13 protein-coding genes are annotated in these 17,307 nt (G+C 65.8%); 9 read left to right on the top strand and 4 right to left on the bottom strand.

The genetic code is table 11. The features are described from left to right. Positions 1-36 precede the first annotated feature (36 nt). The 4 genes from FQS62_RS10370 (at position 37) to FQS62_RS10355 (ending at position 3,179) form a co-directional block, all read left to right on the top strand. The gene (locus tag FQS62_RS10370; protein WP_050509861.1) at positions 37-906 is read left to right on the top strand and encodes a CheR family methyltransferase; all 870 of its coding nucleotides are present in this window, start codon (positions 37-39) and stop codon (positions 904-906) included. Further along, entirely contained in the window at positions 903-1,499 is a 597-nt protein-coding gene (gene cheD, locus FQS62_RS10365) for a chemoreceptor glutamine deamidase CheD (RefSeq protein ID WP_008264676.1), read from the top strand. Before FQS62_RS10370 ends, cheD begins: the two co-directional genes overlap by 4 nt. Then, on the top strand, positions 1,496-2,569 hold the full coding sequence (locus FQS62_RS10360) for a protein-glutamate methylesterase/protein-glutamine glutaminase (RefSeq protein ID WP_208044113.1): 1,074 nt from the start codon (positions 1,496-1,498) through the stop codon (positions 2,567-2,569). The genes cheD and FQS62_RS10360 overlap by 4 nt, the downstream gene beginning before the upstream one ends. A 238-nt stretch (positions 2,570-2,807) precedes the next feature. After that, a complete protein-coding gene (locus FQS62_RS10355; protein ID WP_099589496.1) occupies positions 2,808-3,179 on the top strand; it encodes a hypothetical protein in 372 nt (123 codons plus the stop codon). 84 nt (positions 3,180-3,263) lie between these two features. On the opposite strand, the gene acnB is transcribed toward FQS62_RS10355, so the two are convergent. Genes acnB through FQS62_RS10340 form a run of 3 tightly spaced genes read right to left on the bottom strand, consistent with a single transcriptional unit; the run spans position 3,264 to position 6,528 of the window. Further along, positions 3,264-5,855, bottom strand: coding sequence for a bifunctional aconitate hydratase 2/2-methylisocitrate dehydratase (gene acnB / locus FQS62_RS10350; RefSeq protein WP_049458028.1), 2,592 nt, complete (start codon positions 5,853-5,855; stop codon positions 3,264-3,266). A 43-nt stretch (positions 5,856-5,898) separates the two neighbouring features. Beyond that, positions 5,899-6,297, bottom strand: coding sequence for a type II toxin-antitoxin system VapC family toxin (locus FQS62_RS10345; RefSeq protein WP_005409506.1), 399 nt, complete (start codon positions 6,295-6,297; stop codon positions 5,899-5,901). A 6-nt stretch (positions 6,298-6,303) separates the two neighbouring features. After that, positions 6,304-6,528: an AbrB/MazE/SpoVT family DNA-binding domain-containing protein gene (locus FQS62_RS10340; RefSeq protein ID WP_005409505.1), complete on the bottom strand. Its 225-nt coding sequence runs from the start codon at positions 6,526-6,528 to the stop codon at positions 6,304-6,306. 301 nt (positions 6,529-6,829) lie between these two features. Between FQS62_RS10340 and acnA the strand changes: the two genes are divergently transcribed. Then, complete coding sequence (gene acnA, locus FQS62_RS10335) at positions 6,830-9,583, top strand: aconitate hydratase AcnA (protein ID WP_208044112.1); 2,754 nt, start codon at positions 6,830-6,832, stop codon at positions 9,581-9,583. A 90-nt stretch (positions 9,584-9,673) separates the two neighbouring features. Here acnA and FQS62_RS10330 read toward each other — a convergent pair whose 3' ends face one another. Continuing rightward, positions 9,674-11,224: a BCCT family transporter gene (locus FQS62_RS10330; protein WP_029379823.1), complete on the bottom strand. Its 1,551-nt coding sequence runs from the start codon at positions 11,222-11,224 to the stop codon at positions 9,674-9,676. Positions 11,225-11,394: 170 nt separating this feature from the next. Here FQS62_RS10330 and betI point away from each other — a divergent pair, with 170 nt between their 5' ends. From betI to FQS62_RS10310, 4 genes are all read left to right on the top strand, one after another. Further along, the gene (gene betI, locus FQS62_RS10325; RefSeq protein ID WP_208044111.1) at positions 11,395-11,985 is read left to right on the top strand and encodes a transcriptional regulator BetI; all 591 of its coding nucleotides are present in this window, start codon (positions 11,395-11,397) and stop codon (positions 11,983-11,985) included. A gap of 38 nt (positions 11,986-12,023) precedes the next feature. After that, positions 12,024-13,496, top strand: a complete 1,473-nt coding sequence (gene betB, locus FQS62_RS10320) for a betaine-aldehyde dehydrogenase (RefSeq protein ID WP_208044110.1) — start codon at positions 12,024-12,026, stop codon at positions 13,494-13,496. Positions 13,497-13,597: 101 nt separating this feature from the next. Beyond that, positions 13,598-15,280, top strand: a complete 1,683-nt coding sequence (gene betA / locus FQS62_RS10315) for a choline dehydrogenase (RefSeq protein ID WP_088479905.1) — start codon at positions 13,598-13,600, stop codon at positions 15,278-15,280. Positions 15,281-15,515: 235 nt separating this feature from the next. Then, positions 15,516-17,192 carry a long-chain fatty acid--CoA ligase gene (locus FQS62_RS10310; protein ID WP_049444794.1) on the top strand — a complete coding sequence of 559 codons (1,677 nt, stop codon included), beginning with the start codon at positions 15,516-15,518 and terminating at the stop codon, positions 17,190-17,192. Positions 17,193-17,307 lie beyond the last annotated feature (115 nt).

The following is a 17,307-nucleotide window of genomic DNA, read 5'->3' as shown; positions in this document are numbered from 1 at the left end:
ACCCACCCGCGGTGGCTTCGGCCGCCGCCTCTGCCGATGGACACGTCCCCCGTGCAAAGTCCTACTCCCATCGTCACCGGCCCGCGCGAATTCGAGTTCGCCGACCGTGATTTCCGCCGCGTCTGCGACCTGATCTACCAGCGCGTGGGCATCGCCCTCGCTCCGGCCAAGCGCGACATGGTCTATGGCCGCCTGTCGCGCCGCCTGCGCACGCTGGGCATGCGCAGCTTCCAGCAGTATCTGGACCATCTGGAGCAGGAAGATGGTGACGAGTGGCAGGCGTTCACCAACGCCCTGACCACCAACCTGACCTCGTTCTTCCGCGAACCGCATCACTTCGACAAGCTGCGCGAGGAGCTGCAGCAGCGCTCCAGCCGCACGCCGCTGCTGCTGTGGTCGTGCGCGGCGTCCACCGGCGAAGAGCCCTACTCGATGGCGATCACCGCCTGCGAGGCCTTCGGCACCCTGAAACCGCCGGTACGCATCATCGCCACCGACGTCGATACCCAGGTGCTGGCCACCGCCGGTCGTGGCGTCTACAACATCGATCGCGTCACCAGCCTCGATCCGGACCTGCGCCGCCGCTACTTCCAGCGCGGCAGCGGCCCCAACGAGGGTCAGTGCCGCGTGCTGCCGGCGCTGCGCGAACTGATCGAGTTCCGCCCGCTGAACCTGCTCGCCCCGCGCTACGACGTCGGCGGACCATTCGACGCGCTGTTCTGCCGCAACGTGATGATCTACTTCGACAAGCCGACCCAGCGTGCCATCCTCGGTCGCCTGGTCCAGCACCTGTCCGATGATGGCCTGCTCTATACCGGGCACTCGGAGAATTACCTGCACGCCGCCGACCTGATCCAGCCCTGCGGCCGCACCCTGTACCGCCGTGCGGCAAAGGCCGGTGCATGAACGCCTCACTGCGTACCGATGATGTGATGCGCTACCAGGATGCGCGCTTCAAGACCATCGCCGCCAAGCTGCTGCCGACCCAGTACCTGGTGGTGGACGACACCACCGCGCTGACCACAACGCTGGGTTCCTGCGTGGCCGCCTGCCTGCGCGACCCGGTGCTGAAAATCGGTGGCATGAACCATTTCCTGCTGCCCGAAGGCAACGCCGGCGACGGCGCACCCGCGCGCTATGGCAGCTATGCGATGGAACTGCTGATCAACGACATGCTCAAGCGCGGCGCACACCGCAAGCGCATCGAGGCCAAGGTGTTCGGCGGCGCCAACGTGCTCAAGGGATTCACCAGCAATCCGGTCGGTACCCGTAACGCCGAGTTCGTGCGCCAGTACCTCCAGGCCGAGCATATTCCGATCATCGCCGAGGACCTGTGCGGCATCCATCCGCGCAAGATCTGGTTCTTCGCCGATACCGGCCGCGTGGTGGTGCAGCGCCTGCCGCATGCCCACGAAGCCGAAGTGGCTGCCACCGAATCGGCCGTGCGTGCGCGCCTGTCCAAGGCCCCGGTCACCGGTGGCGTGGAGTTGTTCGAATGACCCTGACCGGCAACGCCCCCTGCCGGGTCCTGATCGTCGACGACTCCGCCGTGGTGCGCCAGATGCTCACCGAGATACTGTCCAGCGATCCATCCATCGACGTGGTCGGCACCGCCGCCGACCCGCTGCTGGCACGCGAGAAGATCAAGCGCCTGGCCCCGGACGTGATCACCCTGGACGTGGAAATGCCGCGCATGGACGGCCTGGCGTTCCTGGAGAACCTGATGCGCCTGCACCCGCTGCCGGTGGTGATGATCTCCTCGCTGACCGAACGTGGCGCCGACACCACCCTGCAGGCGCTGGCACTGGGTGCGGTGGATTTCGTCTCCAAGCCGAAGCTGGACGTTGCGCGCGGCCTGCAGGCCTACGCCGACGAGATCATCGCCAAGGTCAAGATGGCGGCGCGCTCGCGGGTGCGTCCGCTGGTGCGCGCTGCCGCACCGAAGCTCCTGCTGGAAGCCGCGCCTGCGATGCGCCCCGCCGCGCCGCAGTTCCGTACCACCGACCGCCTGATCGCGATCGGCTCGTCAGCCGGTGGCACCGAAGCCCTGCGCGTGGTGTTGGAAGGAATGCCCGCCGATGGCCCGGCCGTGGTGATGACCCAGCATCTGCCGGCCAGCTTCAGCACGGCCTTCGCCGAACGCCTGGACCGCCACTCGGCCATGGCCGTACGGGAGGCCAGCGATGGCGAAGCCGTGCTGCCCGGCCATGCCTACCTGCCACCCGGCGGCAAGCACCTGCGGATCATCCGCGACGGTGCGCGCTGGCGCTGCCGCGTCGACGACGGCCCTGCGGTGAACCGGCACAAGCCAGCGGTGGACGTGCTGTTCCGCTCGGTCGCGCAGAACGCCGGCGGCAACGCCATCGGCGCCATCCTCACCGGCATGGGCGATGACGGCGCCCGTGGTCTGCTGGAAATGCGTCGCGCCGGCGCACCGACGCTGGTGCAGGACGAGGCCACCAGCGTGGTCTGGGGCATGCCCGGTGCAGCGTTCAAGCTCGGCGCCGCCGAGGAACAGGTGCCGCTGGAACGGATTGCCGAGCGATTGCTGGCGCTCGCCCGCGGCTGATTGCGCGCCGCGGCTCAACGACTCCGCGGGCAGTAGATCCACGCCATGCGTGGATGCCTTTGTAGAGTCGAGCCGCGCTCGACTCATCGCGCATCGCACGAACAGCAGCCAAGCATGGACTCGGCGCTACAGGCCATCAGGCAACAAGAAAAGGTGCCGGCTTTCATCGGGGTTCTTCGTTTCAACGCGCTACCCGCATGTGTGCTTTGATAGCGGTATTGCACAAGGAATGCTGCACATGATCAAAGGCATATGGAAGGCCGCCCTGGCGACCGTACTGCTTTCATTGCCACTGGCACCCGCCAGCGCCAGTGGCGATCTGTTCTACTTCGAGGCCAAGCAGGGTGATGCGTTCTTCATGCTGATGCTGGTGGGTCGCGAAGACCCCGGCGCGGTAAGCGTCAGCTGGAAAGGCGCGTTGATCCCGCCGTATCCCAACGTGCATCGCCGCTACTACATCGAGTTCAACCGTGCAAAGCGCCAGGCCTACGTGCGTCCACTTGACCGTGATGGATTGCCCTGGTTCGAGATGGATGTCTCCGGTAAGCGCGGCTACGTGCTGATCGGCGGCCGTCGGTTGCAGGGCAACGCAGACTGGACCGTGCAATAGCGGATGCAGCAGACAAAAACCCCCGGCTTTCACCGGGGGTTCTTCGTTTCAACGGGATGCCGGCCAGCGGCCGGCACTACCGCATCAGGCAGCGACCGTCTTGGCCACGTCCTGGTATTCCTCGATCTGGTCGAAGTTCATGTAGCGGTAGATCTCCGCGCCGCTGGCGGCGATCACGCCCACATCGGCCATGTACTCTTCCTTGGTCGGGATGCGGCCCAGACGCGAGCAGATCGCGGCCAGTTCGGCCGAACCCAGGTACACGTTGGTGTTGCGGCCCAGACGGTTCGGGAAGTTGCGGGTCGAGGTCGACATCGCGGTGGAGCCTTCACGGATCTGTGCCTGGTTGCCCATGCACAGCGAGCAGCCCGGCATTTCCATGCGTGCACCGGTGGCGCCGAAGGTGCCGTACACGCCTTCCTTGGTCAGCTCCGAGGCATCCATCTTGGTCGGCGGGGCCACCCACAGGCGGGTCGGCAGGTCGCGCTTGCCTTCCAGCAGCTTGGCCGCCGCACGGAAGTGACCGATGTTGGTCATGCACGAACCGATGAACACTTCGTCGATCTTGGCGCCGGCCACTTCGGACAGGGTCTTCACGTCGTCCGGGTCGTTCGGGCAGGCCACGATCGGCTCGTGGATGTCGGCCAGGTCGATCTCGATGACGGCGGCGTACTCGGCGTCGGCATCCGGCTCCAGCAGCTCCGGGTTGGCCAGCCACGCTTCCATCTTCTCGATACGGCGCTGCAGCGAGCGCGGATCCTGGTACCCCTCGGCAATCATCCACTTCAGCAGCGTGATGTTGCTGGTCAGGTACTCGATGATCGGCTCCTTGTTCAGGCGCACCGAGCAACCGGCCGCCGAACGCTCGGCCGAGGCGTCGGACAGTTCGAACGCCTGTTCGACCTTCAGCTCCGGCAGGCCTTCGATTTCCAGGATGCGGCCGGAGAAGATGTTCTTCTTGCCGGCCTTGGCCACGGTCAGCAGCCCGGACTTGATCGCGTACAGCGGGATCGCGTTGACCAGGTCACGCAGGGTCACGCCCGGCTGCATCTTGCCCTTGAAGCGCACCAGCACCGACTCCGGCATGTCCAGCGGCATCACGCCGGTGGCAGCAGCGAAGGCGACCAGGCCCGAACCGGCCGGGAACGAAATACCCACCGGGAAACGGGTGTGCGAGTCACCACCGGTACCGACGGTGTCCGGCAGCAGCATGCGGTTGAGCCAGCTGTGGATCACGCCGTCGCCCGGGCGCAGCGAGACGCCGCCACGGGTGGAGATGAACTCCGGCAGGGTGTGGTGGGTCTTCACGTCCACCGGCTTCGGGTAAGCGGCGGTGTGGCAGAACGACTGCATCACCAGGTCGGCCGAGAAGCCCAGGCAGGCCAGGTCCTTCAGCTCGTCACGGGTCATCGGGCCGGTGGTGTCCTGCGAGCCGACCGAGGTCATCTTCGGTTCGCAGTAGGTGCCCGGGCGCATGCCCTGGCCTTCCGGCAGGCCACAGGCGCGGCCGACCATCTTCTGCGCCAGCGAGAAGCCCTTGCCGGTGTCGACCGGCTGCACCGGCAGGCGGAACAAATCGGTCGGGGCCAGGCCCAGCGCTTCGCGCGCCTTGCCAGTCAAGCCACGGCCGATGATCAGCGGAATGCGGCCACCGGCACGCACTTCGTCGAACAGCACTTCGGACTTGACCTGGAACTCGGCGATCACTTCACCGTTCTTCAGCGCCTTGCCTTCGTACGGACGCAGCTCGACCACATCGCCGTGCTCCATCTTCGACACGTCCAGCTCGATCGGCAGTGCGCCGGCATCTTCCATGGTGTTGTAGAAGATCGGGGCGATCTTCGAACCCAGGCAGACGCCACCGGCGCGCTTGTTCGGGATGAACGGAATGTCATCACCGGTCCACCACAGCACGCTGTTGGTGGCCGACTTGCGCGAGGAGCCGGTACCGACCACGTCGCCGACATAGGCGACCAGGTGGCCCTTGTCCTTCAGCGACAGGATCTGCTGGATCGGGCCGCGCTTGCCGTCTTCTTCCGGGGTGAACGGCGCATCGTCGCGCTTGTTCTTCAGCATCGCCAGGGCGTGCATCGGAATGTCCGGACGGGTGGTCGCGTCCGGCGCCGGCGACAGGTCGTCGGTGTTGGTCTCACCCGGCACCTTGAACACGGTGACGGTCAGGCTCTGCGGCACTTCCGGGTTGCTGGTGAACCACTCGGCATCGGCCCAGCTCTGCAGCACGGCCTGGGCGTTGGCGTTGCCGGCCTTGGCCTTTTCCTGCACGTCATGGAAGGCATCGAACACCAGCAGGGTCTTCTTCAGACCGTTGGCGGCGATGGTGCCGACGCTGGCGTCGTCCAGCAGCTGCACCAGCGGCGCGACGTTGTAACCGCCCAGCATGGTGCCCAGCAGTTCGGTGGCGCGCTCGCGGCTGATCAGCGGGTTCTGCTCGCTGCCCAGGGCGATCGCGGCCAGGTAGGAGGCCTTGACCTTGGCCGCGTCATCGACGCCGGCCGGCACGCGATGGGTCAGCAGGTCGAGCAGGAACTCGGCCTCGCCCTGCGGCGGGTTCTTCAGCAGTTCGATGACATCGGCCGTCTGCTGCGCGCTCAGCGGCAGCGGCGGGATGCCAAGCGCAGCGCGCTCGGCGACGTGGTGGCGGTAGGCTTCCAACATGACAACTCCCGGGTAATGCGTAGGTTGAAAAAACAATGTGGGCTCAGGCTTGCGGCACGATCAGCTTCAGGCCCTTGAAGTAGTCGCGGTAAAACGTGTCGTTCCAGGTGATCAGGCCGTCGCACTGCAGCAGTGCGTGGGCGCCGACCATGAATTCGTCCAGACTGCGACGGCTGCCGCCGCGCTGGCGATGACGACGGTGCATCTCGCCGGCGCGCAGCGCCGACTTGGCTTCCATCGGGTTGAAGTGCACGCCCATCTCTTCCAGCGCTTCCAGCACTTCGGCACCGCCGCGCAGCGATGCGCAGACTTCGGCCAGGGTCGCGCCACAGACCACCACGCGGCCGCCGACCAGGCTCTGCCGGAGGATGGCTTCCACCGCATCGGCCTGCGGACCATTGCTGAGCAGCTCGACCAGTACCGGCGAATCGACGGCGATCATCACGGCTTATTCCTCGTCACGCACCGCACGCACCGCCGCGTCGGACGACTCAAAGCCGTCCAGCGCGAACTTGCCGCGCGCCCGTGAAATGGCATCGTCAACACTCTTGCGCAGGATGATGCGGCTGCCGTCCAGTTCGACCTTCAGCAGCGTGCCCTTGGTCAGGCCGAGGGCATCACGCACCGCCTTGGGCAGGGTGATCTGTCCGCGTTCTGCAACAGTGGCTTCCATCGGTAGGCCCTCCAGAGTATGCACAAATTATACATACTTCCTTGGGCATACTTCCACCCTGAACAGGACCGGCACCCCGCCAGCCCTTGCCTCGCAAAGGATCGGCCACAAACGTGACATACGCCATACACCCGCCCCTGTAGTCTGGAACCGATGCCGCAGGCCGAACCCGGCCCGGGTGAATCCATTCAGTTTCGGGTTCATACTGGAACTTCCGGGGCCACCAGGCCCGCGGCAAACGCAAGCAGGTCCGCCCATGCGCGGGCCACTGCAAGCCATCCGCAAGAAGGAGTTACCCCGCATGAGCGATTCGTTCTCCACCCGAAGCCAGCTGAACGTCGGCGACAAGACCTACGACTACTTCAGCCTGCCCACGCTGGGCCAGCGCTTCGACATCTCCCACCTGCCCTACTCGATGAAGATCCTGCTGGAGAACCTGCTCCGGCACGAGGATGGCGGCATCACCGTCGGCAAGGACCACATCGAAGCCGTGGCCCGCTGGAACCCGGCGGCGGAACCGGACACCGAGATCGCCTTCATGCCGGCGCGCGTGGTCCTGCAGGACTTCACCGGCGTACCCTGCGTGGTCGACCTGGCCGCGATGCGCGATGCGGTGGTCAAGCTCGGCGGCTCGCCGGAGCAGATCAACCCGCAGATCCCCTCCGAACTGGTCATCGACCACTCGGTGCAGGTCGATGTGTTCGGCAAGCCCGACGCGCTGGACCTCAACGGCAAGATCGAATTCCAGCGCAACCAGGAACGCTACGGCTTCCTGCGCTGGGGCCAGAAGGCCTTCGACAACTTCAAGGTGGTGCCGCCCAACACCGGCATCGTGCACCAGGTGAATCTGGAAAACCTGGCTCGCGTGGTGATGACCGCGGACAAGGATGGCAAGGCGGTGGCCTACCCCGATACCGTGTTCGGCACCGACAGCCACACGACCATGATCAACGGCATCGGCGTGCTCGGCTGGGGCGTGGGCGGCATCGAGGCCGAGGCGGCCATGCTCGGCCAGCCGTCGTCGATGCTGATCCCGCAGGTGGTGGGCTTCAAGTTGACCGGCAAGCTGCCCGAGGGCGCCACCGCCACCGACCTGGTGCTGACCGTTACCCAGATGCTGCGCAAGCTCGGCGTGGTCGGCAAGTTCGTAGAGTTCTACGGTGATGGCCTGCAGCACCTGCCGCTGGCCGACCGTGCCACCATCGGCAACATGGCCCCGGAATACGGCGCCACCTGCGGCATCTTCCCGATCGACGCCGAATCGCTGAACTACCTGCGCCTGTCCGGCCGCAGCGAAGAACAGATCGATCTGGTCGAAGCCTACGCCAAGGCGCAGGGCCTGTGGCACGAGCCGGGCAGCCCGCACGCGCAGTACAGCACCACGCTGGAACTGGACATGGGCACGGTGAAGCCGTCGCTGGCCGGCCCCAAGCGCCCGCAGGACCGCGTGCTGCTGGAGGACGTACAGAGGAACTACCGCGAAGCGCTGGTTGGCCTGACCACCAACCGCGACAAGCGCAGCGACGATGTCTCCTCGTTCGTCAATGAGGGCGGTGGCGCCGCGGTCGGCAACGAGCAGCTGGCCAAGGGCTTCGCCGACATCGAGATCGAAGGCCGCAAGGTGCGGCTGAAGGACGGCGCGGTGGTCATCGCGGCCATCACCTCCTGCACCAACACCTCCAACCCGGCGGTGATGATCGGTGCCGGCCTGCTGGCCCGCAACGCGGCCGCCAAGGGCCTGAACCGCCAGCCGTGGGTGAAGACCTCGCTCGGCCCAGGCTCGCGCGTGGTCACCGACTACTTGGAAAAGGCCGGCGTACTGAAGGAACTGGAGAAGATCGGCTTCTACGTGGTCGGCTACGGCTGCACCACCTGCATCGGCAACTCCGGCCCGCTGCCGACCGAAGTCAGCGCCGGCATCGCCGCCGGCGATCTTGTGGTCACCTCGGTGCTGTCCGGCAACCGCAACTTCGAGGGCCGCGTGCACCCCGAAGTGAAGATGAACTACCTGGCCAGTCCGCCGCTGGTGGTGGCCTACGCCATCGCCGGCACCACCGACATCGACCTGACCACCCAGCCGCTCGGTACCGGCAGCGATGGCCAGCCGGTGTTCCTGCGCGACATCTGGCCGAGCAACAAGGAAATCGGCGATGTCATCGCCGCGACCATCGGCCCGGAGATGTTCAAGCAGAACTACGCCGACGTGTTCAAGGGTGACACCCGCTGGAACACCATCGCCTCGCCGGACGGCAACCTGTACGAGTGGAGCGATGCCTCCACCTACATCAAGAACCCGCCGTACTTCGATGGCATGACCATGCAGACCGGCAGCATCGACGACGTGCATGGTGCACGCGTGATGGGCCTGTTCGGCGATTCGATCACCACCGACCACATCTCCCCGGCCGGCAACATCAAGAAGGACTCGCCGGCGGGCCGCTTCCTGCAGGAGCGCGGCGTGCAGCCGGCCGACTTCAACAGCTACGGCAGCCGCCGCGGCAACGATGACGTGATGGTCCGCGGCACTTTCGCCAACATCCGCATCAAGAACCTGATGTTCGGTGGCGAGGAAGGCGGCAACACCCTGTACTACCCGGCCGGCGGCGGCCAGCCGGAGAAGCTGGCGATCTACGATGCGGCCATGAAGTACAAGGCCGACAAGGTGCCGCTGGTAGTGCTGGCCGGCAAGGAATACGGCACCGGCTCGTCGCGCGACTGGGCGGCCAAGGGCACCCTGCTGTTGGGAGTGAAGGCGGTCATCGCCGAGAGCTTCGAGCGCATCCACCGTTCCAACCTGGTCGGGATGGGCGTGCTGCCGCTGCAGTTCCGCAACGGCGAGAATGCGCAGAGCCTGGGCCTGGACGGCTCGGAAGTGATCGACATCACCGGCCTGCAGGACGGTGCCAGCAAGCGCGCCACGGTCACCGCCACCAAGGCCGATGGCACCAGGAAGACCTTTGAGGTCTCGGTGATGCTGCTGACCCCGAAGGAAGTCGAGTACTTCCGTCATGGCGGTCTGCTGCAGTACGTGCTGCGCCAGCTGGCCAGCAAGTAACGAAAAAGGGCCGGATCCGCACGGATCCGGCCCTTTCCGTTTGCGATGTCTCCTGTGGAGCCGAGCATGGGCTCGGCTCTGCGGAAGCGCTCAGCGGCGCGGTGCGTCCGGGTCGGTGCGCAGCGCCTTCAGCAGGCCCCACATGTAGAACGCCAGGGTGAACGAGAACGGCAGGCCGCACAGCACCACCGCCGTCTGCATCGCGCTGAAGTTGCCGGCCAGCAGCAGGCCAACGCTGGCCACGGTGATACCCGCCGCCCAGAACACGCGCAGCCAGATCGGCGCGTCATGCCCATCTTCCACGCCATCGTCAACGCGACGGGTACACAGGTTGGCGATCATCAGCGTGCCCGAATCGACCGGGGTCAGGAACAGCACGAAGCCAATCACCACCGCAGCACCGGCCACGTACGGCGCGCCGGGCAGGTATTCCAGCAGCTTGAACAGCGTCATCGCCGCATCGTGCTGGGCCACGTCACCCAGGATCGCCTGGCCATGGTTGAGCACCAGGTCGATGGCGGTGTTGCCGAAGATCGACAGCCACGCCAGGGTGAAGCCGAGCGGGATCAGCAGCACGCCCATGATCACCTCGCGGATGGTGCGGCCCCGCGAGATGCGCGCCACGAAAAGGCCGACGAACGGCGCCCAGGCGATCCACCAGGCCCAGTAGAACAGCGTCCACGAGCCCATCCACTCACGCCCCTTCGGGTCGTTGAGGTACATGTCGAAACTCTTGCGCACGAACGCACCGAGGTAATCGCCGGTGTTCTGGATCAAGCCGTCGAACAGGTGCAGGGTCGGGCCGGTGACCAGCACGAACAGCAGCAGGCCGCACAGCAGGCGCACGTTGAGGTTGGAGAGCCAGGCAATGCCCTTTTCCACGCCTGCAACCACGCCGATGGTGGCCACCACCATCATCACCAGCACGATCGCCACCAGCACCTGCGGCGTATCCGGGATGTGGAACAGGTAGACCAGGCCGGACTGCACCACCAGCGCGCCGATGCCGAGGTTGGTCACCATCGAGATCAGCGTGGCCAGGATGCCGAAGCCATCCACCATGTCGCCGATGCGGCCATGGATGCGCTCACCGAAGATCGGGTACAGCGCCGAGCGCAGCGCCAGCGGCAGATCGCGGCGGTAGGCGAAATAGCCCAGCGCCACGCCGACCAGCGCATACAGCGCCCAGCCGTGCAGGCCCCAGTGCAGGAAGGTCAGCACCATCGCCTCGCGGCCGGCGGCCACGGTGCCGCCGGGCTGCCCGGGCGGATTGAGGAAATGGTCCAGCGGCTCGTAGGCGCCGTAGTACAGCAGCGCGATGCCGATGCCGGCCGAGAACAGCATCGAGACCCAGGCGACGTAGCCGAAGGCCGGTGATTCCTCGTTGTGGCCCAGGCGGATGCGGCCATACGGCGAGAACGCCAGCCACAGCACGAAGCCCAGGCACAGCACGATCAGCAGCATGTACCACCAGCCGAACGCGGCCGACACCTCGGCCTGCGCCCATTGCAGCCAGTGCTCGCTGCCTTCGGGATAGAGAACGGTGAGCAGCCCGAGGATGCCGATCGACACCGAGGAGCTGAAGAAGACAAAACGGTTCAAGCGCAGGGGCGAACGCTTGGGATGAGCCAGGGAAGACATGGGGTCGTCTCATCAAGTCCGAGGGAGCACATGGGCGGGGCCGGACCGGTAAACCGGGCCCATGGCGTGGGGCGCGAGCGCATCCTAGGGTTTATTGATTGAACGTTCAATCAATAAAAAGCATAATGGCAGGCAGCCCGATCCTTCGGGTCGCAATCCGTGGAGAGACAATGCCGAAGAAAGGCGTGGAACCGGTACGGCGCGAGCAGCTGATCCGGGCCACTTTCCAGACCATCGACGAGATCGGCATGGCCGATGCGACCGTCGCCACCATCGCGAAGAAGGCAGGGCTGTCCAGCGGCATCGTCGCCCACTACTTCGGCGACAAGGACGGCCTGCTCAATGCTGCAATGCGGCAGATCCTGCGTGAGCTGAAGGACGCCGTCGCCCGCTACCGCGCCGACGCCAGCGACGACCCGCTCGAGCAGCTGCGCGCCATCGTCGATGGCAACTTCGACGACAGCCAGATCAACGGCACCGCCATGCGCGTCTGGCTCACCTTCTGGGCCGCGAGCATGCACCAGCCGGAACTGGCCCGGCTGCAGCGCGCCAACGACCAGCGCCTGTTCTCCAACCTGTGCCACCAGTTCAACCGCCTGCTGCCCCACCCGCAGGCCCGCCTGGCCGCCCGCGGCCTGGCCGCGATGATCGATGGCCTGTGGCTGCGCGGCAGCCTGGTCGGCGGCCAGTTCAATGCCGAGAAGTCCCGGCGCATCGCTTACGGCTACATCGACTTCCAGTTGCAGGCTGTCGCGCTATAAGCGCTTCAGCACCCGCCCCCTTCCAAGGAGTACGCCCCATGACCACCCTGCCCGTCCAACAGCTCTACATCCACGGCCAGCGCGTCGATGCCACCAGCGGCAAGACCTTCAAGACCGTCAACCCGGCCACCGGTGAGGTGATCGCTGAAGTGCAGGTCGCCAGCCAGGCCGACGTCGAGCGCGCCGTGCAGAGCGCGGCCGAAGGCCAGAAGGTGTGGGCGGCGATGACGGCCATGGAGCGTTCGCGCATCCTGCGCCGCGCGGTCGAGCTCCTGCGTGAGCGCAACGACGAGCTGGCCCACCTGGAAACCCTGGATACCGGCAAGGCGCTGGCCGAAACCACCACGGTGGACATCGTCACCGGTGCCGACGTGCTGGAGTACTACGCTGGCCTGGCCACCGCCATCGAAGGCATCCAGCTGCCGCTGCGCGAATCGAGCTTCTTCTACACCCGTCGCGAGCCGCTGGGCGTGGTCGCTGGCATCGGTGCCTGGAACTACCCGATCCAGATCGCCATGTGGAAGTCGGCGCCGGCCCTGGCTGCCGGCAACGCGATGGTGTTCAAGCCGTCGGAAGTAACCCCGTTGACCGCGATCCGGCTGGCCGAGATCTACACCGAAGCCGGCCTGCCGGCCGGCGTGTTCAATGTCGTTCAGGGTCCGGGCCGCGAGATCGGCCAGTGGCTGACCGAGCACCCGGTGATCGAGAAGATCTCCTTCACCGGCGGCGTCGCCACCGGCAAGAAGGTGATGGCCAGCGCCGCCTCCTCGTCGCTGAAGGAAGTGACCATGGAACTGGGCGGCAAGTCGCCGCTGGTGATCTGCGATGACGCCGATCTGGACCGCGCCGCCGACATCGCGGTGATGGCCAACTTCTTCAGCTCCGGCCAGGTCTGCACCAACGGCACCCGCGTGTTCGTGCCGCGCAGCATGCTGGCTGCATTCGAGGCCGCCGTGGTCGAGCGCGTCAAGCGCATCCGCATCGGCGACCCGATGGCCGCCGAAACCAACTTCGGCCCGCTGACCAGCTTCCCGCACATGGAAAACGTGCTGCGCTACATCGAAAGCGGCAAGGCCGAAGGCGCCCGCCTGCTGACCGGCGGTGGCCGTGCCACCGAGGGCGCGCTGGCCAATGGCGCCTACGTGCTGCCGACCGTGTTCTCCGACTGCCGCGATGACATGACGATTGTCCGGGAAGAGATCTTCGGGCCGGTGATGAGCATCCTCGCCTACGACGACGAAGACGAAGTGGTGCGTCGCGCCAATGACACCACCTTCGGCCTCGCCGCCGGCGTGGTCAGCAAGGACGTCAGCCGCGCCCACCGCATCATCCACCGCCTGGAAGCCGGCATCTGCTGGATCAACACCTGGGGCGAATCGCCGGCCGAAATGCCGGTCGGTGGCTACAAGGAATCCGGCGTCGGCCGCGAAAACGGCATCTCGACCCTTGGCCACTACACCCGCATCAAGTCGGTGCAGGTGGAACTGGGCGACTACGCCAGCGTGTTCTGACCGGCGCGCCCCGAGCACGCCCCCTCGTCCGGCCACCGCGCCGATCCGACATTCCGCCGGGACGCCTGCACGCAGCGCGCCCCGGCCTGCAGGAGACACCCATGAGCACCCATAACGAGTACGACTACATCATCATCGGCGCCGGTTCGGCCGGCAACGTGCTGGCTACCCGCCTCACCGAAGATGCCGATGTCAGCGTGCTGCTGCTGGAAGCCGGTGGCCCGGACTACCGGCTCGACTTCCGTACCCAGATGCCGGCGGCACTGGCCTTCCCGCTGCAGGGCAAGCGCTACAACTGGGCGTACAAGACCGATCCCGAGCCCTTCATGAACAACCGCCGCATGGACTGCGGCCGCGGCAAGGGCCTGGGCGGCTCGTCGCTGATCAACGGCATGTGCTACATCCGTGGCAACGCGATGGATTACGACAACTGGGCCAGCATGCCGGGCCTGGAAGACTGGACCTACCTGGACTGCCTGCCGTACTTCCGCAAGGCGGAAACCCGTGACATCGGCCCCAACGACTACCACGGTGGCGACGGCCCGCTGCGCGTGACCACGCCGAAGGCCGGCAACAACGAACTGTTCGCTGCGATGGTCGAAGCCGGCGTGCAGGCTGGCTACCCGCGCACCGACGATCTGAACGGCTACCAGCAGGAAGGCTTCGGCCCGATGGACCGCACGGTGACCCCGAAGGGCCGTCGCTCCAGCACCGCCCGTGGTTACCTGGACCTGGCCAAGCCGCGCCCGAACCTGACCATCGTCACCCACGCGCTGACCGACCGCATCCTGTTCTCGGGCAAGCGTGCGGTGGGCGTGCAGTGGCTGCACAACGACCAGCCGCAGCGTGCCACCGCGCGCCGCGAAGTGCTGCTGTGTGGCGGCGCTATCGCCTCGCCGCAGATCCTGCAGCGCTCGGGTGTCGGCCCGGCCGACCTGCTGCGCAGCCTGGACATCGACCTGGTGCACCACCTGCCGGGCGTCGGCGCCAACCTGCAGGATCACCTGGAGATGTACCTGCAGTACGAGTGCAAGAAGCCGGTCTCGCTGGCGCCGGCACTGAAGCTGTACAACCAGCCGGCGATCGGTGCCGAGTGGCTGTTCCTGGGCACCGGCATCGGCGCCAGCAACCAGTTCGAGGCCGGTGGCTTCATCCGCAGCGACGCCGAATTCGACTGGCCGAACCTGCAGTACCACTTCCTGCCGGTGGCCATCAATTACAACGGCTCCAACCCGATCAAGGCGCACAGCTTCCAGATGCACGTCGGTTCGATGCGCTCGCCCAGCCGCGGCCGCATCCATGTGCGTTCGAAGGATCCGCGCGAACATCCGAGCATCCTGTTCAACTACATGTCGCACGACCAGGACTGGCGCGAGTTCCGCGCGGCGATCCGCATCACCCGCGAGATCTTCGCGCAGCCGGCGCTGGCACCGTACAGCGGCCGCGAGATTTCCCCGGGCAGCGCGCTGCAGACCGATGCGCAGATCGATGCGTTCGTGCGCGAACATGCCGAGACCGCTTACCACCCGTCGTGCTCGAACAAGATGGGCCACGCCGATGACCCGATGGCGGTGGTGGATAGCCAGGGCCGCGTGCACGGGCTGGAAGGCCTGCGCATCGTCGATGCCTCGATCATGCCGCAGGTGGTGACCGGCAACCTCAACGCGCCGACCATCATGATGGCCGAGAAGCTGGCCGACGTGATCCGCGGCCGCACCCCGCTGGCGCGCAGCACTGCGCCGTACTACAAGGCCAATGGTGCACCGGTGCGTAAGCAGGGCTGACGCAGACGGCCCTTCTGCCGACTCACACCCCAAACCGGTAGGTGCCCACCTTGGTGGGCACATCTCCACAGCGCCCCCCTCGCAATCCCGTGCCGACCAAGGTCGGCACCTACCGTTGCAGCCTCCGCGAACCCCTCTTCGCGTTTTCCCTACGGCGGGGTATGCTGCAATGAACGGCCATTGTCGCTACGCTCAGGGCCGAAACCTAAAACATCACGATTCCTGGAGGGGGAATATGAGTCTGGATCGTCCCTGGCTGCAGAGCTATCCGAAAGGCGTTCCCGCCGAAATCGACGTCAACGAGTTCCATTCGGTCGCCTCGGTCTTCGACGCTTCCGTCGCGAAATTCCGCGACCGCCCCGCCTACTCCAGCTTCGGCAAGGTGCTCACCTACGGTGAGACCGATGCGCTGGTCACCCGGTTCGCCGCCTACCTGCTGGGTGAGCTCAAGCTCAAGAAGGGCGACCGCGTCGCCCTGATGATGCCCAACTGCCTGCAGTACCCGGTGGCCACTTTCGGCGTGCTGCGCGCCGGCCTGACCGTGGTCAACGTCAACCCGCTGTACACCGCGCGCGAACTCAAGCACCAGCTGGTCGACGCCGGCGTCAGTGCGTTGGTGGTGGTCGACAACTTCGGCGACACCGTCGAGCAGGTCATCGCCGATACGCCGGTCAAGCACGTGATCACCACCGGCCTGGGCGACCTGCTCGGTGCCAAGGGCGCGATCGTCAACTTCGTGCTGAAGTACGTCAAGAAGATGGTTCCCAACTACCACATCAAGGGCGCCGTCCGCTTCAAGCAGGCGCTCAAGCTGGGCAGCCGCCATACGCTTCCGAAGGTCGAGATCGACCACGACGACATTGCCTTCCTGCAGTACACCGGCGGTACCACCGGCGTTGCCAAGGGCGCGATGCTGACCAACCGCAACCTGATCGCCAACATGCAGCAGGCGTCGGCATGGTTGTCGACCTCGGGCATCGAGCCGGGCAAGGAAGTGATCATTACTGCCCTGCCGCTGTACCACATCTTCGCGCTGACCGCGAACGGGCTGGTCTTCATGAAGTTCGGTGGCTGCAACCACCTGATCACCAACCCGCGCGACATGAAGGGCTTCGTCAAGGAGCTCAAGGGCACCCGCTTCACCGCCATCACCGGCGTCAACACGCTGTTCAACGGCCTTCTCAACACTCCGGGCTTCGACGAGATCGACTTCTCGTCGGTCAAGTTCACCCTGGGCGGTGGCATGGCGGTTCAACGTGCCGTGGCCGAACGCTGGAAGAAGGTGACCGGCGTGACCCTGGTCGAAGCCTATGGCCTGACCGAAACCTCGCCGGCAGCCTGCATCAACCCGCTCACCCTGCCCGAGTACAACGGCGCCATCGGTCTGCCGATCCCGTCCACCGACGCCTGTATCAAGGACGACAACGGCAACATCCTGGCGCTGGGCGAAGTGGGCGAGCTGTGCATCAAGGGCCCGCAGGTGATGAAGGGCTACTGGCAGCGGCCGGAGGAAACCGCCACCGCCATCGACGCCGACGGCTGGCTGCACACCGGCGACATGGCGAAGATGGACGAACAGGGCTTCTTCTACATCGTCGACCGCAAGAAGGACATGATCCTGGTGTCCGGCTTCAACGTGTACCCGAACGAGGTCGAAGACGTCATCGCGATGATGCCGGGCGTGCTGGAAGTCGCTGCCGTCGGTGTCCCGGACGAGAAGTCCGGCGAAGTGGTCAAGGTCGTGATCGTGAAGAAGGACCCGAACCTGACCGCGGAAATGGTCAAGGAACATGCGCGGGCAAACCTGACCGGTTACAAGCACCCCAGAATCGTAGAATTCCGAAAAGAGCTGCCGAAGACCAACGTCGGCAAGATTCTCCGTCGCGAGCTGCGTGATACGCCCGCCCAGTAAGGGTTTCCGGGCAAGCGAGCAGGACAGGGACCCCGCCGGAGACGACGGGGTCTTTTTTTTTGCCGGAACATGGCCGGTTCAGTGCTTGCGGGCGGTTCACGACGGGTGCATAGAA

The organism is Stenotrophomonas sp. SBJS02 (genome assembly GCF_020428325.2).
GTDB classification, from domain to species: Bacteria; Pseudomonadota; Gammaproteobacteria; order Xanthomonadales; family Xanthomonadaceae; genus Stenotrophomonas; species Stenotrophomonas africana.
Note: the sequence above shows the minus strand (reverse complement) of the source record. Positions and strands in the feature narration are given on the sequence as shown.

Excerpts from the sequence above, each read along its gene's own strand:
- FQS62_RS10310 (WP_049444794.1), top strand. The coding sequence starts at position 15,516 with ATGAGTCTGGATCGTCCCTGGCTGCAGAGCTATCCGAAAGGCGTTCCC.
- FQS62_RS10370 (WP_050509861.1), top strand. The coding sequence starts at position 37 with ATGGACACGTCCCCCGTGCAAAGTCCTACTCCCATCGTCACCGGCCCG.
- acnB (WP_049458028.1), bottom strand. The coding sequence starts at position 5,855 with ATGTTGGAAGCCTACCGCCACCACGTCGCCGAGCGCGCTGCGCTTGGC.
- FQS62_RS10345 (WP_005409506.1), bottom strand. The coding sequence starts at position 6,297 with ATGATCGCCGTCGATTCGCCGGTACTGGTCGAGCTGCTCAGCAATGGT.
- acnA (WP_208044112.1), top strand. The coding sequence starts at position 6,830 with ATGAGCGATTCGTTCTCCACCCGAAGCCAGCTGAACGTCGGCGACAAG.
- betA (WP_088479905.1), top strand. The coding sequence starts at position 13,598 with ATGAGCACCCATAACGAGTACGACTACATCATCATCGGCGCCGGTTCG.
- FQS62_RS10355 (WP_099589496.1), top strand. The coding sequence starts at position 2,808 with ATGATCAAAGGCATATGGAAGGCCGCCCTGGCGACCGTACTGCTTTCA.
- cheD (WP_008264676.1), top strand. The coding sequence starts at position 903 with ATGAACGCCTCACTGCGTACCGATGATGTGATGCGCTACCAGGATGCG.
- FQS62_RS10340 (WP_005409505.1), bottom strand. The coding sequence starts at position 6,528 with ATGGAAGCCACTGTTGCAGAACGCGGACAGATCACCCTGCCCAAGGCG.
- betB (WP_208044110.1), top strand. The coding sequence starts at position 12,024 with ATGACCACCCTGCCCGTCCAACAGCTCTACATCCACGGCCAGCGCGTC.
- FQS62_RS10330 (WP_029379823.1), bottom strand. The coding sequence starts at position 11,224 with ATGTCTTCCCTGGCTCATCCCAAGCGTTCGCCCCTGCGCTTGAACCGT.
- betI (WP_208044111.1), top strand. The coding sequence starts at position 11,395 with ATGCCGAAGAAAGGCGTGGAACCGGTACGGCGCGAGCAGCTGATCCGG.
- FQS62_RS10360 (WP_208044113.1), top strand. The coding sequence starts at position 1,496 with ATGACCCTGACCGGCAACGCCCCCTGCCGGGTCCTGATCGTCGACGAC.